The sequence below is a fragment of the Asanoa ferruginea genome, assembly GCF_003387075.1.
Classification (GTDB): Bacteria; Actinomycetota; Actinomycetes; order Mycobacteriales; family Micromonosporaceae; genus Asanoa; species Asanoa ferruginea.
Window position 1 is genome coordinate 5,919,554 of record NZ_QUMQ01000001.1, and the last position, 20,573, is coordinate 5,940,126.

The following is a 20,573-nucleotide window of genomic DNA, read 5'->3' on the forward strand; positions in this document are numbered from 1 at the left end:
CAGCTAACGACGGTTCCGCGGGGCCAGGCAGTCGTCGGGTTTTCGTAGGACTACCAGGGCCAGGACACCCCGCAGCGGCCTGGCAATACTGGAAGACGTGGAGGCGTGGGAGTTCGGCCGGACCGTCCGCCGCTGGCGTGACCGGGCGGCGCCCGAGTCGGTGGGCCTGCCGGCGGGACGGCGGCGCCGAGCGGCCGGGCTGCGCCGCGAAACTGGCCGCGATCGCCGGAATCTCCGCCGGCTACCTGACCCGCCTCGAACAGGGCCGCGCGACCGCACCGTCGGCCCAGGTCGTGGAGGCCCTCGCGCGGGCGCTGCGGCTGGCCGACGCCGAACGCGACCTGCTCTACCAGTTGGCCGGTCACGCCGCGCCCGGGAAGGGGATCGTCCCCTCGCGGCTGACGCCGAGCGTGCAGCGCCTGCTCGACCGCCTGGCACACACCCCGGTCGTCGTCTACGACGCGACCTGGACGCTCGTGCTGGCCAACGCACCCTACGACGCCCTGATGGGCGCGACTTCGGGCTGGCGTGGCATCGAGCGCAACGCCGTCTGGCGCAACCTCCTGGGCCCAGAAAGCCGCGTCGTGCACACGAAGCAGGAGCAGGCCGACCACGAGGCGCGGTTGGTCGCCGACCTGCGGCTGACCGCCTCCCGCTATCCGGCCGACCGGGCCCTGCGCCGCCTCGTCAGCGACCTCGCGGCGCAGAGCCCCCGCTTCGCCGGGCTCTGGGATTCCGACATCCCGCCGCCACCGCCGGATCCGTCGAAACACAAGACGATCGACCACCCGGCGGTCGGCCGGATCACCCTCGACTGCGACACCCTCGTCGTCGCCATCGACGACCTGCGGATCACCGTCTACACCGCCGAACCCGGCACCGACGACGCCGACCGGCTCGCCCTCGCCCTCGTCCTCGGCACCCAGGCCCTGATCGACTAGCCGAGCTGCCGGAGATCGTCCTCGGTCAGCTTGAGCTCACCGGCCGCGACGTTCTGCTCCAGGTGCGCCAGGGAGCTCGTACCCGGAATGAGCATGATGTTGGGTGATCGCGCCAGCAGCCAGGCGAGCGCCACCTGGGGCACGGTGGCCCCGAGTCGGTCGGCCACGGCGGTCAGGCGCTCGGCGGCCAGTGGCTGGTAGCCGCCGACCGGGAAGAACGGCACGTAGGCGATGCCGGCCTCGGCGCAGGCGTCGACGATCGGGTCGTCGTCGCGCGCCGCGATGTTGTAGAGGTTCTGCACGCAGACGATGTCGGCGACCGCGCGGGCCCGGGCGAACTCGGCCAGGGTCACGTTCGAGATGCCCAGGTGCCGGATGAGGCCCTCCGCGCGCAGCGACATCAGGGTCTCCAGCGCGGCTTCCAGCGGCGGGTCGGTGTGGCCGCGGTCGCCCATCCGCAGGTTGACCACGTCGAGCCGGTCGACGCCGAGGGAGCGCAGGTTGGCCTCGACGCCGCGGCGCAGCCCTTCCGGGGTGAGGCCGCGTTGCTCGCCGGCCGGCAGGGTGATGTCGCCGCCCTCGACCAGAGCGCCGACCTTGGTCACAATCACCAGATCATCCGGGTACGGGTGGAGCGCGGCGCGGATCAACTCGTTGGCGGCCACGCCGTCCCGGGCGTAGTAGTGCGAGGTGTCGAGGTGGTTGACGCCGAGGTCCGCGGCCCGGCGCAGGATCGCCAGCGCGGTGTCGAGGTCGGGCCGGCCGCCCCTCGGCCAGCCGGTGAGCTTCATGGTTCCGTAGCCGACCCGGTTGACGATCAGGTCGCCGAGCAAGTTCGCCATGATCGGCGACCGTATCAGCCGGTCCTGGTGACTTCCTGGGCCGCGGCTTCCTGGTCGGCCCGGTGCCGACCGTTGCGGTCCTGATGGCCCGGCCACCACGCCGCGTGGCCCATCAGGGCGGTGAGCGCCGGAGTCAGGAACAGCGCCATGACGAACGCGACGATGGCGATGCCGCCGGAGATCGCGAAGCCCATCTCGGTGAGCAGGCTGTTGCCGGCGAGCATGAGCGACGCGAAGGTGCCGGCCAGGATCAGCCCGGCGGCGGCGACGGTCGGGCCGGCGTGCCGCACCGACATCGAGGCCGCTTCGCGCGGACTTCGGCCCTCGCGGGCTTCCTCGCGTAGTCGGGCGATCATCAGGATGTTGTAGTCGGTGCCGAGGGCCACCACGAACAAATACATGATCACCGGGAGGATGAAGATCAGGCCGGGCTCGCCCTGGATCTTCTGGAAGACCAGCACGGTCGCGCCGAGCGTGGCCGCGAAGCCGAGACCGACGGAGAGCATCAGATACCAGGGCGCGACCAGGCTCCGCAGCAGCAGGCCGAGAATGATCATGATGAGGATCGCGGCGACCGGGAAGACCACGAGGTAGTCGTGGTTGACCGCGGCCTGGATGTCGACGAAGACCGCGGTGATCCCGCCGACGTACGCCGTCATTCCCGGTGGCGCCGACGCGTGCGCCGCGTCGCGCAGCGGACCCTTGACGGTCTCCAGGGCCGCGTGTGACTGCGGATTGGTCGCGAGCGTCACCTGGAAGTCGGCGACCGTCTTGTCGGCCGAGAGAGTCGCGGGGGAGACCTGCCCGACGCCCGGGACCGCGCTCAGCTTGGCCTGGTAGGCGGTCAACTGGTCGGCGGCCAGCGGCGTCCCGCCGTCGGACTTGAGGAACACCTGCGACGGCTCGGTCGCGCCGGCGGGCAGGCCCTTGAGCAGTTCCGCCTGCCAGACCGTCGACTCGGACGCCTTCGAGGTGGACCCGCCGCCGAGGTCGAAGTTCGGTGAGAAGCCGAGCGCGAAGATCGCCAACACCACGAGGACAAGACCCGAGGCTCCGGCGTACGCGACCGGGCGGCGACCCACCGAGCGGCCGAGGGCGGCGAACCGGGCGCCGGTCGGTTCCTTCTTCCACGCCTTCGACGGCCAGAACACCTTCGTGCCGAGCAGCGACACGATCGCCGGGATCAGCGTGAGGCCGGCGAGCAGCGTCGTGGCCACGGCGATCGCCAGGGCCGGGCCGAGCGACTTGAACAACCCCAGCGTCGACAGGGTCAGCGCGAGGAACGCGATGATCACCGCGCCGGCCGCGGAGGCGATCGCCTCGCCGACCCGGGTCACCGAACTGACCATGGCGGTCTTCGGATCCTCACCGAGGCGCAGCCGTTCCCGATATCGGAACATCAGGAACAGGATGTAGTCGGTGCCGACGCCGAACAGCACCACGATCAGGAACGCGCTGATCGAACTGTCCGTCTTGAGGTTGAACGCGCTGTTCGCCCAGCCGATCAAACCGGTCGCGACCTGCGACACCACGCCGATCGTGATGATCGGCAGCAGGGCGATGATCGGGCTCCGGAAGATGATCAGGAGCAGCACCAGGATCAGGCCGATCGTGGCCACCCCGATGATGATGTTGGCCCGGTTGCCCGAGTCCTGTTGATCGAGGGCCTGCGCCGCTCCGCCGGTGATGCCGCCCTTGAGGTCGGTGCCGTGGAGTTGCTGCTGGAGGCTGTCGCGCAGGGCCTGCACCGCTTCACCGGGCGCCTTGTCGCCCGGATCCGTCTGCTGCGGCATCTGCACGGCGATGATCTGGATCAGCTTGTTGGCCGAGGCCGGCGCCGCCGCGATGTTGGTCAGGTTCGGGATGTGCTGGCTGGTCAGCGTCTGCGCGATCGACGCGACCTTCGCCGAGTCGGCACCGGTGAGCGGCCCGCCGTCGCCGCGTTCGAGCACGATGATCGCCGACGGCGTCGCGGCGTGCGGGAACGCCGCCTCCTGGATGTCCTGTGCCTGGATCGACTCGTAGTGCGTCGGGAGGAACGACGCCTCGTCGGTCGTGGTGGTCAGCTTCGGCGCGAACCCGATGATCGCCACCGCCGCGATCAGCCAGACGACGATCACCCAGATCGGGTGCCGAACCACGACCCGCCCCAGCACACCGAACACGAGTGGTACCTCCCAGTAGCGACGAGCGGGTCGGCCACTCGAACTTCCTGATCGCCAAACTAGACGGCTGTCGCCGGGCCCACCCCATGATTCCAATCACCTGACCTGCGGGATCGTGCTCCGACTCCCTGCTGGCTGTCAGCTTCCGTCCAGGTTGGGGTGTGCTGGAGTCCAGCCATTGCAGTGACTGTGAGTCACCCTGGCTTCGCGGTATCGGCGGGTGTACATCCGTCCATTCCAGACGGATCTATGAACCGCCCGGCGTGGGCCCGGTCGGGCGGCCCCGCCGCCGCCGGCACCGGGCGCGCGGGCCGCCCGCTGCCTGGCGAGGCCGGGGGCGTGCTGCCGGGCTGGGCGGACCCACCCACGCGACCGGCACCGGGCGTTTCCCGCTGGGCGGCGCCTGGGCCGGCAGGCGGGCCGCGCTCTTGCCCGGTGTGGCGAGCCAGCCCGCGTTGGCGGTGGCCAGGTCCGGGGTGGCGTCCACCGGATCCGGCAGGCGTCCGCGCGACGAGACCATCAGGGTGGCGAGGCCGACGGCCAGGGCGCGGACCCCGTAGCGCCGTGCGGCCGGGGTGAGGCGCACCTGGGGGACCCGCTCGACCAGGGCGCTGACGGCGACGAGCAGCGCGACGGCGACGATCGCGTCCAGCCAGTAGTGGTTGCCGGTGGTCACCACCACGGCCAGGGTGATCACCGGGTGGGCGAGCCAGAGCCAGCGGAACCGGCCCCGGGTGGCGGTCACCAGGGCGACGGCGACGGCGAGGGCCCAGCCGACGTGCAGCGACGGCATGGCGGCGTACTGGTTGCTCAGGGTGTCGGTATCCGGCGGGCCGTAGACGGCGGGCCCGAACAGCGTGCCGGTGTCGACCAGCCCGGTGCTGGAGACCAGCCGGGGCGGCGCGAGCGGGAACCAGATGTGGAACACCAGCGCGGCCGCGGTGACGCCGGCCAGGATCCGGCGGGTCCGGCGATAGAGCACCGGGCGGCGGACGTACAACCAGATCAGGCAGGCGATGGTCGCCGGGAAATGGACGTAGGCGTAGTAGCAGTTGGCGGCGAGCACAAGATCGTGGTGGCCGGCCACCGCCTGCTGCGCGGCGAGTTCGCTGGGCAGGTGGAGCCAGCGCTCGAGATGCCACACGGTCGTCGCGTTGGCCATGGCCTGGTCGGCGTGACCCGCGACCAGCAGCCGGATCCATTTGTAGGCCAGGAAGAGAAAGGCGACCAGGAAGAACTCGCCTGTTACTGAACGCAGCCGAACCATCGCACACGCCCTCCCCCGAACGAGCGCTACTGAAGATCGGAATCATGCGCCAGATGAACAAGCGTTTACTAGAAGGTGAGCGCACTATCACATCGGCGGAACGAGGAGTCGTAGGTCACGGATCGGCGTCGGCGGAGGGTCCACGATGGACGTCCGGTGAGTTGGGGCCGCGTGACCGGGCGGCGCGTATCGTTGTCTCTGATGACACCTGTCGAAGCCATGGGCCAGGCGGTCGCCTCGGTCGCTGCCGGACTTCGCAAAGACCGAGACGCGCTGTCGATCCTGCTGAGGATGACGCCCGACGAGGCGGTCGCCGTCGCCGGCGGCATGCTCGACCTTGTCAATCTGCTCGCCAAGATCGTCGCCGAACGCGAGGGCGGCACCGCCGCGGAGATGATCGAGGCGACGGCCGCCGGCCGGTCCGACGTGATCCAGCGGATGGCGGCCTTCGCGATCGAGGTCATCAATTCCGGCGGCGAACTACCCACGTCCGTCGACGCGGCGGAGGTCATCGTCGGCCTGGGCGCGATCGCCGGGCGGCTGACCGAGGTCGCCGCCGAGCAGGAGGGCGGCACACCCCTCGACGTACTCGCCAGAATCGGCTTAGGTGTGGCTCAGATGGAAGCGTTCGAGCCACCCGAATAGTTGGTTGTGGAGGGCAGGGCATGCGTCCAACCCGGCGGTCCCGCACCAAGCCCACTGCCCTCGTCGCCGCACTGCTGCTCGTCGCGCTGCTGCCCATCGCCGCCGCCGCGGCACCGGTCGACCCAACGCGTAGCGGTGGCGGCTCGAGCGAGAAGCCGGCCTACCTCGACGCCGGGCTGCCGGTCGAGCAGCGGGTGTCCGATCTGCTTCGCCGGATGACGCTGGCCGAGAAGGTCGGCCAGCTGACCCAGGCCGAACGGGCGGCGGTCACCGACAACCCCGAACTGATCGCCGAGTCGCACCTCGGCTCGCTGCTGTCCGGCGGCGGGTCCGTGCCGACACCCAACACCCCGCAAGCGTGGCTGGAGATGGTCAACGGATTCCAGCGGCAGGCGCTGAGCACCCGGCTGGGCATCCCGCTCATCTACGGCATCGACGCCGTGCACGGGCACGGCAACGTCTACGGCGCCACGGTCTTTCCGCACAACATCGGCCTCGGTGCCACCCGCGACCCGGGCCTGGTCCAGGAGATCGGGCGCGCCACCGCCGAAGAGCTCATCGCCACCGGCATACCGTGGAACTTCGCACCGTGCCTCTGCGTGGCCCGCGACGAGCGGTGGGGCCGCACCTACGAGAGCTTCGGTGAAGATCCGGCGCTGGTGAGCCAGCTGGCCAGCTACATCGGTGGCCTCCAGAGCGCGGGCGTGCTCGCCACCGCCAAGCACTACGCCGGTGACGGCGACACCGAGTATGACCAGACGGGTGGTGGCAACAACTTGTCACCGGCCAACCAGGCGTTCGTCATCGACCAGGGCACCACGGTGACCAGCCGGGCCGACTTCGCCCGCATCGACCTGGCGCCCTTCCGCGAGGCCGTTGGTCGCTACCACGTCGGCAGTGTGATGCCGTCCTATTCCAGTGTGGACTGGACCGAAGACGGCGTCGGCAACCCGGTCAGGATGCACGCGAATGCCGAGCTGCTGACCGGCGTACTCAAGAAGGACATGGGTTTCGAGGGCTTTGTCGTCTCCGACTGGGAGGGCGTCCAGCGGTTCGCCGACCCGGCCGAACCGACGAACAAGGGCCTGACCGCCTACAAGGTACGCACCGCGGCGAACGCCGGCATCGACATGTTCATGGTGCCCAACAACGCGAGCGAGTTCATCGACCTGCTGACCGCGGAGGTCGAGGCGGGCCGGGTCAGCATCGACCGGATCGACGACGCGGTCCGGCGCATCCTGCGGGCGAAGTTCGAGCTCGGCCTCTTCGAGAAGCCCTACGCCTCGCCCGACAACCTCGATCAGGTGGGCAGTGCCGAGCACCGGGCCCTGGCCCGCCGCGCCGTGGCCCAGTCGCAGGTGCTGCTGAAGAACTCGCGGCGGGCACTGCCACTGGCCGACGACGCGAGCCTCTACGTCGCGGGCCGCAACGCCGACGACATCGGCAACCAGGCCGGCGGCTGGACCATCCAGTGGCAGGGCGTCTCGGGCGACACCATCCCGGGCACCACGATCCTTTCGGGCATCCGCGAGGTCGCGCCGCGGGCGACCGTCACCTTCAGCGCCGACGCGTCAGCGCCGACCGACGGCGCCGACGTCGGCATCGTGGTGGTCGGCGAAACGCCTTACGCGGAAGGCTTCGGCGACGTCGGCGGCCCGGTGTGCACGTGGTGCTCGGCTCCGCAGCACGAGGAGAAGTCGCTGTCGCTCCAGCCTTCCGACAAGGCGGTAGTCGACAAGGTCTGCGGCGAGATCGACACGTGCGTCGTGCTGGTCGTCTCCGGGCGCCCACAGGTGCTGACGGACCAACTGGGCGAGATGGATGCCCTGGTCGCCTCGTGGCTGCCCGGCAGCGAGGGCGCCGGGGTCGCCGATGTGCTCTTCGGCCGAAGCCCGTTCACCGGCAAACTCCCGATGACCTGGCCGCGCACCGAAGCCCAGATCCCGATCAACACCGGCGACCGCGACTACCGCCCGCTGTTCCCCTACGGCTACGGCCTTTGAGGCTGGGTGCTCGCGCACGCTCGTTACCATCCCGGCTGTGGCCGACATCCAGCAGACTCACCGGCGGCTGGAGCCGCTACACGCGTTCTTGGCTCGCGGCCCTCAACCTCAACCTGCCTGAGGGGTACGCGATGACGGCGGGCCGCCACCAACGTCAGGGCATCACGTCGATGCTCGACCGGGTTCCGGCGGAACCGAGCGATGGCCAGGTCGACCGCCGCACCCGCTACGGACACGTGGTGCTGGCCGCGACAACGGTGGCTGCGACGCTGGCGGCGGCCGGCTATCTGGTGTCCATCGACCAGTAGTAGATGTCAGCCGCCGCTGGCCATCTTCTCGATCTGGTCGAGAACGAGTTGGGGCCGGTCGAGGGGAATGTCGTGGGAGCTTCCCTCGGCGGTGACGAGTTCGCGGTCGGGCCCGGCCTTCGCGAACGCCGCGGCCGCGTCGCGCCACCGCTGTGCGTCTTCCGGTGAGCCGTCGAAGGGCGTCTTGGTGGAGACCATCACGATCGCCGGCACCGTCGTCGGCCAGGAGGCCGCGTGGTAGTCGTGGTGGGCGGGGCCGAAGTTGGCTGCCGTGGCGATGAGTTGCCGGTTCTGCTTGGTCGAGGGCTGCTTCTTCGCCTCCTCGATCTGCGGCGCGGTGGCGGCCACGAGGCGGGCGATTTCCTCATCAGTGAAGAACGGCGGCAGGTTGGCGTCGACGAGCACCGCGCCGGAGAGCAACTGCGGGTTCGCCTGTGCGAAGTAGGTGGCGACCTCGCCGGCCTGCGAGTGCGAGACCAGGACCACCTTCTGCGTAACGCCGAGCTGGTGCAGACCGGCCTCCAGGTCGGAGACGGCGGAGTGGACATCCCACGGGCCGGCTACCTCATCGCTGTCGCCCAGACCGGCCCGGTCGTAGGTGATGATCATGGATCCGGTGTCCTGCGCGAGCCGTGGGACCAGCCCCTTCCAATAGGAGGAGTCCTCGCCGCCCCCGGCGTCCAGGACGATCGCGGGCTGGTGTCCAGGGGTGACGTGGAAGGCCAGCCGGCGCCCGTCAACGGTGATCATCTTCAAGATGGAAGCCGGCGGGCTGGCTGTTGCCGCGGCACTGGAGGATGCCGCCGCTGGGGCGGGGGTGGACGCCGGCGAGTTGCCGCAGGCGGCCAATCCGGCGCCGAGGGCCGCGGGCACGACGAGCCCCAGCGCGATCGAGCGACGCCAGGACCTTGATTTTGCGGGCATGGAACTTCCCTTGGGAATCTTTGTCGGTGGTGCGGAACGAGATCAATCCTTGGCTTCGCCGGGCTCCGGCACGATCCCGCTGGCTGCAACCTTTGAGCGGCGGGGAGCAGCAAGGCGTTCGGGGGGTTGTCCCTACCCCCTGGTTGGCTAGTGTGGAGCGTCGAGCGATCGGAGCGGTCTGTGGAGGTGGCGCAGCCCTGCCGCTACTGCGGTGGCCCTGCGCCGGATCACGACCAGTGGCGGCGCGTGGTGCTGCACGAGCATCGTTCCCGCCCCGGTCCGAGGCCTGGGACATCGTCCGCTGCGCGCGCTGCCGGCGCCGCCAGCGCCGGGCGGCGGCCAGGTGGGTCGGCATCTTCGTGGCCGTGGTGGTCGCCTGCCTGGCCTACGCCAACTACGCGGTCTGGACGGGCTGGGCCGCGCTTCCGCCAGACGAGCGCGGCAACGGCGACTGGCGGGTCCTGGCCGCCGCCATGGGCGGCCTGGGTTGCTGTTTCCTGGTCTTCGTGGCGCCGTTCGCCTATCTGCTGCGGGCCATCTGGCGCCATGTCTACATCGTGCGCCGCAACGAGCAGGTCAGGTCCAGGAAGTGGGACGGCTGGAACTGGACCGAGCCGCCCAAGGAGGAGTAGCTACGTGAACCTCAAGATCATGAGTCTGCTGCCGGGGTTCCGCTATTCGTCGGTCGCCGCCCCGATACCGGCCGGTGCCGAGCGGCTGGCGGTCGACGTGGCACAGCAGATCCCGCGCCGGCCTGCGGGCGTCGTGCGGCGTCGCGGTCCGGCCTACGGTGCGGGGCTCCGGTCCGAGGTGCTGATGCCGGCGGCCGAAGGGCGCTACCCACTGGTGGTCTACCTGCCCGGCGGCGGTTTCGTCCGGGCGCCGACGGCCATGGCTCGCCGGGAGCGGGCGTTCATCGCCGCCGCCGGCTACGTCGTGGCGAGCGTCGGCTATCGCACCGTCCGCGAGGGCGCCACCTACACCGACGGCCTCGCCGACATCCGGGCCGCCGTCGACGCACTCACCAGCCGCGCGGCCGAATACCGCATCGACGCGGACCGGATCGCGGTGTGGGGCGAGTCGGCCGGCGGCTACCTCGCCTCGATGGCCGGGCTCACCGACTCACGCCTGCGGGCCGTGGTCGACCAGTTCGGCGCCTCCGACCTGTCCCGCGTCGCCGAGGGGTTCGACGCTGGCATGCGGGCGGCCGCCGCCGACCCGCGCCACCCGATCCGCCGCTACGGCGCCGTCGCCGCCAATCCGATCGACCTCGTCGCGACGGGTGCACCGGCGTTCCTGCTCATGCACGGCGACGACGACCGTGTCATCCCGCCCGACCAGACGCTGTCGCTGCACCACGCACTGAAGGCGGCCGGGGCCGACAGCACCCACTACGTCATCACCGGAGCCGGTCACGGCCGGCTGGCCCGCAGCAGCGCGCAGACCCGGTTCTGGACCTCGTTGCCGGTCATGACGACCGTCGCCGCGTTCCTCGACCACCACCTGCGGACCTGACCCGCTCGCTGAGCTGGCGGAGGGCCCGTTCCTTGGCGTCGGAGATCTCGCCGGCGGGGGCGAGGGATCGCCAGAGCAGCGCGGCGGCGTAGCTGCGGTAAGGCGACCAGGCTGAGGCCCGTTCGGTCACCTCTGCCGGTGACGGAGTGGAAGACAGGCGCCACCGGGTGGCGATCGCCTGTGCCAGGCCGGGGTCGCTGGCAGGCAACACGTCGGGCCGTTTGAGTTGGCGCATCAGGAACATCTGCGCCGTCCATTGGCCGATCCCGCGGCCGGCGGTGAGCAGCGCGACGACCTGGTCGTCGGTCAGGTCGGCCAGGTCTTCCAGGTCGATCCGGCCGTCGGACTGGCGGGCGGCGAGGTCGAGGACGTATCCCGCCTTCGTGGCGGACAGCCCCAGTTGGCGCAGTTCGCCGATGCCGAGTGCGGTGATGTCGGCCGCGGTCGGGATGTGACCACAGCGGGCCGCGATCCGGTCGTAGATGGTGAAGGCGGCGATCGCCGATGTGCGCTGGCCGATGATGTGGATGAGCATCGCGGCGAACCTGCTGGAGCCGGTACGACCGCCGTCGTGCCAGACGAACGGGTCTTGCGGCCCGTACTCCGCCAGCAGGTCCCGGAAGACCGCTTCGCTGGCGGAAAGGGATCGGTAGGCCCGCATCAGGCACCGGCGCCGAGTCGGCGGAGCAGAGACCGCGCCGCGGCGACCACCCGGCGGCGGTCGTGGGTCACACCGAACTCGAACTCGTCGGGGTGGCCGGGCGCGGCCCGCGCGAACATCGCGGATGCGGTGCCGGGGCTGAGGGTCAGGGTGGCAAAGTGGCCGTCGAGGGTCCGGTCATGGTCGCGGGCTCCTCGCACGCCGGCGGCGGGTGGGTCGGGCAGTCCCGGCCCGAGCGCCCCGGTGATCACCCCGCGCCCGGCGAACCGGGCCAGCCGGGCCTGGTCGACCGCAGTCAGCAGGCGCGGGTCGGGCAGCAGCAGGAGCGACAGCGCCGGGGCGGTCAGTTCCGCGGCCCGTTCGGCGAGGTGGCGGCTCAGCGCGGTGATGTAGGCCAGGTTCGCGCGGCTGATCGACCGACCCGCGAGGGCATCGAACGGTGTGGCGAGGTCGGCGATCGGCTCCGACCTGACGTTCAAGGTGGGTGCCGGTGCCCGACGGCCGGTGGGCAGCGGTCCCGGTCGTCCCAGGTAGCGGCCCTGTGCGAGGGTGGCTCCGGCGGAGCGGGCAAACTCGGCGTCGGCCGCCGTCTCGACGCCCTCGGCCAGGATCGTCGCGCCGGTGCGCTCGGCTTCCTCGTACGCGATATCCATGATCTGCATGACCATCGGTGTGGGTCCGCCCTGGGTGACGTATTGGTCCAGCTTGATCACGTCGGCCGCGAGGATGGGCAGCATCGACAGGGCGGAGGGGTTCGCGCCGAGATCGTCGATCGCGAGTCCGGTGACGTCGGGTCGCTGGTGATCGATCCCGGCGAGCAGGGAACGCGGGTCGCGCTCCAACGACCGCTCGGTCACCTCCAGCACCACCTGAAACCGGGCGAAGGCCTCCTCGATGTCGGGCCACAGGTCGGGCGGGCAGTCGGAGCCGAGCGCCAGCGGCTCGATGTTGAGAAACAAGAGCTGGTCATAGGGGAGGTTGGCGGCCATCGCGGCGCGGCACGCGGCGGCGCGGGCCGCCCAGTCGAACTCGACGACCAGGTCGCTCCGGTAGGCGTGCCGCAGCAGCGTCGTGGCGTCGGTGAACGGCGAGCCGGCGGGCCCGCGGACCAGCGCCTCATAACCGACCGTGGTGTGGCTGGCCAGATGCACGATCGGCTGAAAAACGCTTTCGAGACGCCGAGCTCGAAGGATCCGCGCGAACTCGTCGTCACGGTCGTCATCGGTGCTCGGTGACACATTTGTCACATATCAACGATATCCCGTTGGTGCGGGTGGGCGGGGTTCGCCGCAGTGGCGAGTGCCGCGTCAAGGAGGCTGGCCAGCTTGGCTGCCCGGTGCGGGCTCGCGCGTCCGACCCAGGCGACGCGGCCCGCGAGGTGCTCCGCGAACGCCGGGTGGCCGCCCCGGTTCTGTGCGGCGAGGCCGGTGCGGGCGGCGTTGTGCAGGATGGCGCGCAGCCGATCGTATTCGTCGCGAGGCACGGCTGGCCGTTCGTTGACCACGAGGCCGGCGAGCAGTTGCCGGTCGCCGCGTCCGCGTATCCGGGTCTTGGTGGGGTGCACGCGAAACCCCTCGTCGCGAACGACATCGGCCACGGCGACGAGCAGGTCATCGAGCCGCTGCCCCGAAATGCCGCCGGAGAAGGCGAGGTCGTCGGCGTACCTGCGGTAGCTCACGCCGAAGGCGCCGGCCAGTCCGGTGAGGCGGCGGTCCAGCCGGAACGCGCACAGGTTGGCCAGGACCGGCGAGGTGGGTGCGCCCTGCGGTAGGTGGCCCGCGCGCAGCGCCGCGATTCGCGCGGGTCTTTCGATGAGGTGCGGTGGCGCCATCCGTAGGACGTTGGCCGGCGTGCGGATCGTGCAGATCCCGGTCAGGGCGTGCGCGACCGGCTCGGGGTAACCGGCGGTGCGCAGCAGACCGTAGACGCGTGCGGCGGTGACCGTGGCGAAGAACGCCAACAGGTCGACGCGTACGACGATCGGCTGTCCAGAGTGGGCTGTCGCGAAGGTCGATGCCGAACGGGACGGCACGAACCCATGTGCGGCGTCGTGGACCGGAATGCGGCCGAAGACGTCGGTGAGCAGGCGTCGCTGCAGGTCGCGCAGTCGGGGTTTGGGCGCCTCGATGAGCCGCGTGCCGGCCCATCGATACCGGTAGTGGTGGAGGCGTGGGTCGGCCGCCCGCCGGTTCATCGCCCGCCGGTCGGCGTACCAGTCGAGGTGTTCGATGCTCAACCCGAGCTGGGCGGCCAGGTCGCCGAGGTGGTCGAGCACGGGGGTGTGCCAGCGGTGGGTGATCGTCCGGGTCGCGACCACCTGGCGCGAGCTTATGAGGATCGGGCGACGGACCGCTTCGCGCAGCGGCTCCAGGCCCGCGACGAACGCCGCCAGCTCACGGGGACGGTCACTCGGCCGACGCGGATAGGCGGTGAGCACGGCGTCGGCGACCGGCACCAGCCAGCGCCGGCGCACCCCAAGGACCAACCCACCACGATCGGCCAGCGCCGGGCGGCGCCATTCGCCGTCGGCGAGAAAGGCGTCGGCCAGAGCCACCGCGAGGCTGCGGGCGCTGGTCACGGCGGCGTGCCCCGACGATGCCCGGTCGTGCGGGTGCAGAGGTTCGCGAAGCGTGCCCGCGCACCTGCGGTGTGGTGCTCAGGTAGACAACACGCCCCCGGGGTTGCCCCGGAGAGACCATCGCCCCGCCTCCAGCGGAGACGCGGCACGGTCAGCTCGGGACACGCCGCCATTTGTGCATCCTAGGCGTGGCGGAGGGCCAACTGGGAAAGCTCGAGGCGGTTGGTCGCGCCGGTCTTGGCGAGCATGTGGGAGACGTGGGCGCTGACCGTCTTCTCGCTGATCACCAGGGTGCGGGCGATCTCGGCATAGGTGCGGCCGGCGACGATGTGGGTCAGGATTTCGCTCTCCCGGTCGGTCAGTCCCCAGCGGGGAGGCGTGCGGACCGGTTCCGCCGCTACCTCGGTCAGGGAGATCCGGGCCGTGGTCGCCAGCGCCGCGACCTCCGTCGCCAGTGGAGAGCCGAGGTCGGTCGAGAGTTGGTGGGCGCGCCGCACCGCGCTGGCGGCCTCGTCGCGGTGGCCGCCACCAGCCAGCAGCGTCTGCCCGACCCGCCAGGCCGCGTACGCCTCCTCCCACGGCAACGACGCGGTGTGGCAGGCCCGGTGGGCTCGGCGCCAGGCGTCCGCCGCCGCCGGCGTGCGGTGGGCCCGCTCGACCTCGGCGTCGTACAACGCCCGCAGGGCCTCGGCTACCAACGGGTAGCGAGCGCCCGGCACTTCCGGCACGGCCGGGACGGTGGGGTAGCGGCGGCGCAGGTCGGCGAGCGCGGCCCGGGCCGGTTCCGGGTCCGCGTCGCGGATCTGGTCGGCGAGGACCCGGGCGACCGGTGGGAGGACCCGCTCATACATTTCCTGTAGGCGCTCGGACAGGGCGCGGTCGGCGGCCGCGATGGCCGCTGCGGCGTCGCCGGCGGCGCCGGCAATCTCGACGCGGACCAGGTCGAACGGTTGTGTGCGGAAGCCCGAGCCGTCGGTGAGCTCCTCGGCCCGGGCCAGGTGCCCGCGTGCCTCGGCGGTCCGTCCCTGCCGCACCGCCAGCAGCGCGGCGACCAGACGGGCGTGCGCGTTGGCGAACGGGCCCGGGTTGGCCGCGAACACCTCGCGCAGGCGCTCCGCGCAGGCCTGTGGATCGCCCCGCAGCAAGAGGCCGAACGCCTCGAGGGCACATTCCATCGCCGCGTAGTTGTGCGGCATCCCCAGCGCCGTCATCTCGGCCCGGCATTCGGCGTGATAGTCGATCACCGCCTGGTCGTCGATGTCGCCGAGGGTGCCCGCGACCCACGCTCCGGCCGACTTGTAGGCCCAGAACTCGCCGATGCCCGCCGCGACGGTCTGTGCCTGCCGCCCGCGGTCCGCCGCCGTGGGGTCGTCGGCGATGCAGCGGGCGATCGTGTCGGCGGTCAGCGCGTAGGCGAGCGCCCGCGCCGAGCCGCTCGCCTCCGCCAGCTCGACCGCCGCACGCGCCCGCGCCGCGCCGTCGGGTAGCGAGCGGAACAGCTCGGCGTGGGCCAGCGCCGCGGTGGCCAGCGCGCGTTCCGGACTGTCCGGGTGGTCCACCGTCAGCTCCAGCGCCTCGCGGGCCAGGCCGACGTCGGCGAACGAGCCGCCGGTGGTGTGCAGCAGGCGCATCCGGCGGACCAGCAGGTCGGCGGCGGCCAGCGGGGCCTGGCGCCGGTCGACGAGGCCGATCATCTCCTCGACCGCGCGCAACTCCCGTGACTGGTCGCCGGCGCGGTCGGCCGCGACGCGCACCCGGTCCAGCAAGTCGAGGCGGGACAGCGCGGCGGCCGGCACGGCAGGCAACAGGAACAGGGCACGATCCAGCAGGCGTACGGCCTCGGCCGCGCCGCCCTCCCGCTGTGCCGCCTCGGCGCCGCGCAGCGCCCACGCGTAGGCCTGCCCGACATCGCCGCACCGGTGGTAGTGGTCGGCCACGGCGACCGTGCCGGCGACGTCGGTGACCCGGCCCGACAGGATGGCGGCGAACGCCGTGTGCGCCGAGTGCCGTTCCTCGGGCAGCAGCGTCGCCTCGAGCACCTCGGCCAGCAGCGGGTGCACGAACCAGTAACGATCGTCGGTCACCTCCAGGACCCGGGCGTCGACCGCCGCACGCAACGCCGGCAGCACCGGGCCGCCGACCGCCTCGGCGAGCAGGGCAGCCGTGACCGGTCGGCCCGCGACCGCGACGAACACGCTGACCCGGCGGTCCGCCGGGGCGAGACCGTGCCACGCCCGCGTCACGGCGCCGCGCAGGCCATCGGGCAGGCCGGGCGGCAGCGCACCGGCGTCCGGGTCGAGACCGCGGGCCAGCAGGGCGGTCAGATAAGGGTTGCCGCGGGTACGCGCGAACACCTCGTCGACCACCGATTCGCGCGGCGGCCGCCCGAAGAGGGCGGTGAGCTGATCGGCGGTCCCGGCCCGGTCCAGCCGAGCCACGGGGAGTTCCCCGAACTCGGGGAACCGGCGGACGTCGGCCAGCCACCGATGTAGGGGATGCCCGTCGGCGAGGTCGTCGGTCCGCAGCGTGGCCAGCACGGCGAGCCGGCGGCGCGGCGCCATCGCGAGCACGAATGTGAGCACTTCGAGCGTGCTGCCGTCGGCCCAGTGCAGGTCGTCGACGACCAGCAGCAGGGGCCGTTCCCGGCAGGCGTCGTCGAGCCACCGGTCGAAGGTCAACGGCTGGAAATCGGGCGGGCCGCCGGCGGGCCAGTCCCGCAGCGCCGACAGCAATGGCAGGAACGGCGTGGCGAGCGAGGTCAGCGGCAGGCACGGCGCCCACAGCACGCCGAACTCGCCCGCCACCCGACTACGGAGGTCACGGGCGAGCGCGGTCTTACCGACGCCAGCCTCGCCGGCGACCAGCAGGAAACCCGGGCGCCCGGCGGCAGCCCGCGCGGTCAGGTCGAGCAGCGCGTGCGATTCCGCGGCCCGGCCGACCAGGAGGTCGCCGCCGGCGGCAGCCATGTGCCGAGTCTGGCACCGGCGGCCCGCGCGGTCATCACTCGTAGGGATAAGGGGTACGTCGCCCGATCTCAGGGGTCAGGCCCAATGTGGCCGGTCGCCCGCCGGCGAAGCCTGGAGGCACAAGCCGACAACCAGGAGGTTCGCCATGAACGCATGTTGGATCCTGACCGCCGCGATGGTGGCCGCCGGCATTTCCGGCCCGGCGCCCGAAGACCGGATGCTCCCGGTGCCCACCTGCGCCGCGAGCGTGGACGAGCACGCCGACTGGCACCGGGCTCAGGGCTTCACCGCCCAGGCCGCGAAGAGCTTCGCCCTGATCATCAAGGAGGACTGCCGTCAGTCGGCCGGGTGAGGCCTTCCTCAAAGACGTTCTTGGCGCGGGTGGCGGGCGTGTGCGGCGACCGCGCCTGCGACCCGCCGGCCCAGCCGGGCGCCGTCGATCAGGGATTTGCGGAAATGCAGGCCGGCCCAGATGCGGGCGCCGGTGACGTCGGCGGCGGCGTCGGGGAGCGTGCGGTAGGTGCGGGTGGTTCCGGTGATCGTGCTGGTCATCGTGAGCGGGATCCGGCTGGTGTGGAAGTAGCCGGCCAGCGCGGTCGTGATGGCGTTGCTCCAGGTCGCGTGGGCGGAGACGTATTCGGGGTGGTTGACCGTCAGCAGCGACCGCCACGTCGGGTCCGCGGTGGTGGCCGGGTTGCCGTCGCTGTCGGCGCGGGCGATGGCGTGCACCGGCCGCCAGAAGAGGTAGTGGTATTTGGCGTTGAAGCAGGCGATCAGCGCGTCGGCTGCGGTGACCTGGGCCAGGCCGAGCATCCTGGCCGCTGCCGCCGTGTCCAGCCGTCGCTCGGCGCCGAGGCCGCGCAGCGTACGACTCCACTGGGTGAAGGTGTTCTCCGCCCAGAATCTGGCGGTGTCGGTCTGCGCCGGACTGCGCACGGTGGAGTCGACCCGGCCGTAGGCGGCGACCTCCACGAGATCGGCGGCATACGCGGCGCTGGTCAACTGGTAGGGCCCGAGCGGGCGGAACTGGTCAGCCGCGGCGATGACGAGTGGCGTGACCCGGCCGAGTTTGACATCGACCGGGGTCGCCGGCGTGCCGTCGGGGTTGGTGAGGACCGGTTCGAAGACCCCGGGGCCGGGCGCGGGTTGGGTCCACGGCACGGTCGCGTCGAATCCGTCGTCGGCGCGGAGTGCGAGGACCGCCTCGGCGACCTGTCGGCCTCTGTCCAGGCCGCGGCCTACCGCCGGACTGTTGTCGAGCAGGGCCCGATAGGCGGCGTAGCTGTCGGCCAGCGAATCAGCCTGCGCCGGCACCCGGGCGGACAGGACCAGGTAGGCGGCCGTCGCCACCGCGGCGTCCGCGTCGGCCCTCCCGCGTGCGCAGGGGGCGACGAGCAGCGCCGGATAACGCCCGGATGCCGCCGCGCCGGCATCGTGGATCGCACCGTGCACGATGCCGCCGAGCACGCCGGCGCTGCCCGGGGGCCGGCCGGGAGCGATCGCCGCCTCGGCGATCCCGCTCCAGTGCAGCGCGGCGTTCGGCGGCCTGGCCGTGCGACTGTGCCCGGCAGCCGGTGCGGGACGGGTGGCGACGAGGGCGGCAGCGCCGCCGACCGCGACCAGAAGCTCTCTACGATTCATGAGGGGGAGTGTTCGGCCGTTCGACAGATCGCGGGAAGTACGGATTTCGTACTGCCCGGCCGGCCACGTGCGGGCGCACACTGCCAGGCATGAAGACGTACGGCCAGTACTGCCCGGTGGCCAAGGCCGCCGAGGTCCTCGGCGACCGGTGGACCCTGCTGCTGGTCCGCGATCTGCTCTTCGGCCCGCTCGGTTTCAACGAGCTCGCCCGCGGCCTGCCCGGCATCTCGCGCAGCGTGCTCAGCAGCCGGCTGCGCCACCTGGAGCGGCTCGGTCTGATCGAGTTGGCCGGCGCCGGAGCCGGCTACCAGCTGACCGGGCCCGGTCGGCAGCTCAGCGGTGTGGTCAGGGCTCTTGGCGAGTGGGCGGTGCACTGGGTCATGGAAGATCCGGCCCAGGCGGAGCTCGACCCGGATCTGCTGATCCTGTGGATCAGCCGGCATGTCGCCGCCGACGCGTTGCCGGCGCACAAGACCGTGGTCGCGTTCCGGCTGTCAGGGCCGAAACCCGGACGCCTGTGGATGGTCCTCGAACGGACCGGGGTGTCGATCTGCCACACCGACCCGGGCCTGGACCCGGCGAGCTACGTGCATCTCGACGGCTACGTGGCGGCCCTCTACGGCGTCTACTCAGGACGGTGCGAGCTCAACGCGCAGATCGCCGCGGGCCGGCTCGCCCTGGCCGGGGATCCGGCGCTCGTCCGCGCCTTCCCGAGCTGGTTCACGTGGAGCAGTTTTGCCACCACCGTGCGGGCGGCCGCCCGCTCAGCCGCCTAAGGTCAGCCGCACACCTTCCACTTGCCGTCTTCCTTGGCAAGCGGCAGGTCGAGCGCCTCCTGCGCGCCGGTGGTGCCGGTGAGCTCCACCTGCACATCGGCTTTCCACGACAGGTTCCACAAGGTGACCTTGGTGTTGACCACCTGGCTGTCGCTGACGCCACTGCTGTGCACGTGGCTCGCGAAGCTGTCGTGGTGGGCCTTGGCGACGCTGGCCGAGCAGAGGTATTGCTGCGCTTTGGCGTCGTCGTTGGCGATCACGGCGTCCACGTAGGACGCGGCCGCCGACTTGGCCGGGCCGGTCTGCACCGCGATCAGCCCAACCAGGGTGACGCCCCCGCCGCAGCACAGGACCACCACGCCCGCCACGCTCAGGCCGATGATCAGTCCCCAACGCCTCCGCTTGGGCGGTGGGCCGAACGGTGGTCCATAGACCGGAGCCGCTGACATGCGGCGAGCGTACGTCCGGCGATCGATCCGCAGGCTCCTTCTTGACGGAATCCATACGCGGAGGGCTTGACCTTGACGTAGCGTCAACCCCCCAAACTGGCTGCCATGAGTATCCCTGCGGCCCAGGGACCTGCGATCCACGTGCAGGGCCTGGAGAAGTCCTACAAGGAGCTGCACGTGTTGCGCGGCGTCGACTTCGACGTGGCGCGCGGCAGCATTTTCGCGCTGCTCGGCTCCAACGGGGCGGGCAAGACCACGGTGGTGCGGATCCTGGCCACCCTGCTCAAGGCCGACGCCGGCACGGCCGGGGTCAACGGCTTCGACGTCGCGTCGCAGGCGGCCGACGTACGCGAGTCGATCAGTCTCACCGGGCAGTTCGCGGCGGTCGACGAGATCCTCACCGGGCGGGAGAACCTCGTGCTGATCGCCCGGCTGAGGCACCTCAAGGAACCCGGCGCGATCGCCGACGAGCTGCTGCGGCGGTTCTCGCTGACCGAGGCGGGGAGCCGGCGGGTGGCGACCTACTCCGGTGGCATGCGCCGCCGGCTGGACATCTCGATGAGCCTGATCGGGAACCCGCCGGTCATCTTCCTCGACGAGCCGACGACCGGGCTCGACCCCGAGGCGCGGATCGAGGTCTGGCAGGCCATCCGGGAACTCGCCGCGGGCGGCACGACCGTGCTGCTCACCACGCAGTATCTCGACGAAGCCGAGCAGCTCGCGGACCGGATCGCGATCCTGCACGAGGGTCGGATCATCGTCAACGGCACCCTGGCCGAGCTCAAGGCGCTGCTGCCGCCGGCGAAGGTCGAATACATCGAGAAGCAGCCCACCCTGGAAGACGTCTTCTTCGCGGTCGTCGGCGACACCACCAAGACCAAGTAGGGAACGA

General features: G+C 71.3%; 20 protein-coding genes. 10 read left to right on the forward strand and 10 right to left on the reverse strand.

The annotated features are described in order from the left end of the window. Nucleotides 1–137: 137 nt before the first annotated feature. Nucleotides 138–941 carry a helix-turn-helix transcriptional regulator gene (locus tag DFJ67_RS27705; RefSeq protein WP_239097529.1) on the forward strand — a complete coding sequence of 268 codons (804 nt, stop codon included), beginning with the start codon at nucleotides 138–140 and terminating at the stop codon, nucleotides 939–941. Here the strand turns inward: DFJ67_RS27705 and DFJ67_RS27710 are convergent. The 3 genes from DFJ67_RS27710 to DFJ67_RS27720 form a co-directional block, all read right to left on the reverse strand. Then, a complete protein-coding gene (locus DFJ67_RS27710) occupies nucleotides 938–1,783 on the reverse strand; it encodes an oxidoreductase (protein WP_170216004.1) in 846 nt (281 codons plus the stop codon). The genes DFJ67_RS27705 and DFJ67_RS27710 overlap by 4 nt on opposite strands. A 14-nt stretch (nucleotides 1,784–1,797) precedes the next feature. Continuing rightward, complete coding sequence (locus tag DFJ67_RS27715) at nucleotides 1,798–3,948, reverse strand: MMPL family transporter (RefSeq protein WP_116070712.1); 2,151 nt, start codon at nucleotides 3,946–3,948, stop codon at nucleotides 1,798–1,800. A 247-nt stretch (nucleotides 3,949–4,195) separates the two neighbouring features. Next, nucleotides 4,196–5,215: a phosphatase PAP2 family protein gene (locus tag DFJ67_RS27720; protein WP_116070713.1), complete on the reverse strand. Its 1,020-nt coding sequence runs from the start codon at nucleotides 5,213–5,215 to the stop codon at nucleotides 4,196–4,198. Nucleotides 5,216–5,386: 171 nt separating this feature from the next. On the opposite strand from DFJ67_RS27720, the gene DFJ67_RS43995 reads away from it, so the two are divergent. From DFJ67_RS43995 to DFJ67_RS42910, 3 genes are all read left to right on the forward strand, one after another. Further along, nucleotides 5,387–5,860, forward strand: a complete 474-nt coding sequence (locus DFJ67_RS43995; RefSeq protein WP_239097530.1) for a hypothetical protein — start codon at nucleotides 5,387–5,389, stop codon at nucleotides 5,858–5,860. A 20-nt stretch (nucleotides 5,861–5,880) separates the two neighbouring features. After that, nucleotides 5,881–7,863 carry a glycoside hydrolase family 3 protein gene (locus tag DFJ67_RS27725; protein ID WP_239097531.1) on the forward strand — a complete coding sequence of 661 codons (1,983 nt, stop codon included), beginning with the start codon at nucleotides 5,881–5,883 and terminating at the stop codon, nucleotides 7,861–7,863. Nucleotides 7,864–7,994: 131 nt separating this feature from the next. Then, nucleotides 7,995–8,171: a hypothetical protein gene (locus tag DFJ67_RS42910; protein ID WP_170216005.1), complete on the forward strand. Its 177-nt coding sequence runs from the start codon at nucleotides 7,995–7,997 to the stop codon at nucleotides 8,169–8,171. A 6-nt stretch (nucleotides 8,172–8,177) separates the two neighbouring features. On the opposite strand, the gene DFJ67_RS27730 is transcribed toward DFJ67_RS42910, so the two are convergent. Beyond that, entirely contained in the window at nucleotides 8,178–8,921 is a 744-nt protein-coding gene (locus DFJ67_RS27730; protein ID WP_239097532.1) for an alpha/beta fold hydrolase, read from the reverse strand. On the opposite strand from DFJ67_RS27730, the gene DFJ67_RS44000 reads away from it, so the two are divergent. From DFJ67_RS44000 to DFJ67_RS27740, 3 genes are all read left to right on the forward strand, one after another. After that, nucleotides 8,914–9,246 carry a hypothetical protein gene (locus tag DFJ67_RS44000; protein ID WP_239097533.1) on the forward strand — a complete coding sequence of 111 codons (333 nt, stop codon included), beginning with the start codon at nucleotides 8,914–8,916 and terminating at the stop codon, nucleotides 9,244–9,246. The two genes, DFJ67_RS27730 and DFJ67_RS44000, sit on opposite strands and share 8 nt — an antisense overlap. An 85-nt stretch (nucleotides 9,247–9,331) precedes the next feature. Next, a complete protein-coding gene (locus DFJ67_RS27735; RefSeq protein ID WP_116070716.1) occupies nucleotides 9,332–9,727 on the forward strand; it encodes a hypothetical protein in 396 nt (131 codons plus the stop codon). 19 nt (nucleotides 9,728–9,746) lie between these two features. After that, entirely contained in the window at nucleotides 9,747–10,610 is an 864-nt protein-coding gene (locus tag DFJ67_RS27740) for an alpha/beta hydrolase family protein (RefSeq protein WP_170216006.1), read from the forward strand. Here the strand turns inward: DFJ67_RS27740 and DFJ67_RS27745 are convergent. The 4 genes from DFJ67_RS27745 to DFJ67_RS27760 all read right to left on the reverse strand — a co-directional run bounded on the left by DFJ67_RS27745 (nucleotide 10,564) and on the right by DFJ67_RS27760 (nucleotide 16,815). Continuing rightward, the gene (locus DFJ67_RS27745; RefSeq protein WP_116070718.1) at nucleotides 10,564–11,271 is read right to left on the reverse strand and encodes a DNA-3-methyladenine glycosylase family protein; all 708 of its coding nucleotides are present in this window, start codon (nucleotides 11,269–11,271) and stop codon (nucleotides 10,564–10,566) included. The two genes, DFJ67_RS27740 and DFJ67_RS27745, sit on opposite strands and share 47 nt — an antisense overlap. Continuing rightward, complete coding sequence (locus tag DFJ67_RS27750) at nucleotides 11,271–12,518, reverse strand: EAL domain-containing protein (RefSeq protein WP_116070719.1); 1,248 nt, start codon at nucleotides 12,516–12,518, stop codon at nucleotides 11,271–11,273. Before DFJ67_RS27750 ends, DFJ67_RS27745 begins: the two co-directional genes overlap by 1 nt. After that, complete coding sequence (locus tag DFJ67_RS27755; protein WP_203784248.1) at nucleotides 12,515–13,849, reverse strand: reverse transcriptase family protein; 1,335 nt, start codon at nucleotides 13,847–13,849, stop codon at nucleotides 12,515–12,517. The genes DFJ67_RS27750 and DFJ67_RS27755 overlap by 4 nt, the downstream gene beginning before the upstream one ends. A 182-nt stretch (nucleotides 13,850–14,031) precedes the next feature. Then, nucleotides 14,032–16,815: a helix-turn-helix transcriptional regulator gene (locus DFJ67_RS27760; protein ID WP_116070720.1), complete on the reverse strand. Its 2,784-nt coding sequence runs from the start codon at nucleotides 16,813–16,815 to the stop codon at nucleotides 14,032–14,034. 145 nt (nucleotides 16,816–16,960) lie between these two features. On the opposite strand from DFJ67_RS27760, the gene DFJ67_RS27765 reads away from it, so the two are divergent. Continuing rightward, nucleotides 16,961–17,167, forward strand: coding sequence for a hypothetical protein (locus tag DFJ67_RS27765; protein WP_116070721.1), 207 nt, complete (start codon nucleotides 16,961–16,963; stop codon nucleotides 17,165–17,167). A gap of 8 nt (nucleotides 17,168–17,175) precedes the next feature. On the opposite strand, the gene DFJ67_RS27770 is transcribed toward DFJ67_RS27765, so the two are convergent. Beyond that, nucleotides 17,176–18,456, reverse strand: coding sequence for a vanadium-dependent haloperoxidase (locus tag DFJ67_RS27770; protein WP_116070722.1), 1,281 nt, complete (start codon nucleotides 18,454–18,456; stop codon nucleotides 17,176–17,178). An 89-nt stretch (nucleotides 18,457–18,545) separates the two neighbouring features. On the opposite strand from DFJ67_RS27770, the gene DFJ67_RS27775 reads away from it, so the two are divergent. Further along, nucleotides 18,546–19,232: a winged helix-turn-helix transcriptional regulator gene (locus DFJ67_RS27775; protein ID WP_116070723.1), complete on the forward strand. Its 687-nt coding sequence runs from the start codon at nucleotides 18,546–18,548 to the stop codon at nucleotides 19,230–19,232. A gap of 2 nt (nucleotides 19,233–19,234) precedes the next feature. Here the strand turns inward: DFJ67_RS27775 and DFJ67_RS27780 are convergent, their stop codons facing one another. Beyond that, nucleotides 19,235–19,681: an Rv0361 family membrane protein gene (locus DFJ67_RS27780; protein ID WP_147315622.1), complete on the reverse strand. Its 447-nt coding sequence runs from the start codon at nucleotides 19,679–19,681 to the stop codon at nucleotides 19,235–19,237. 105 nt (nucleotides 19,682–19,786) lie between these two features. On the opposite strand from DFJ67_RS27780, the gene DFJ67_RS27785 reads away from it, so the two are divergent. Beyond that, complete coding sequence (locus DFJ67_RS27785; RefSeq protein WP_116070725.1) at nucleotides 19,787–20,566, forward strand: ABC transporter ATP-binding protein; 780 nt, start codon at nucleotides 19,787–19,789, stop codon at nucleotides 20,564–20,566. Nucleotides 20,567–20,573 lie beyond the last annotated feature (7 nt).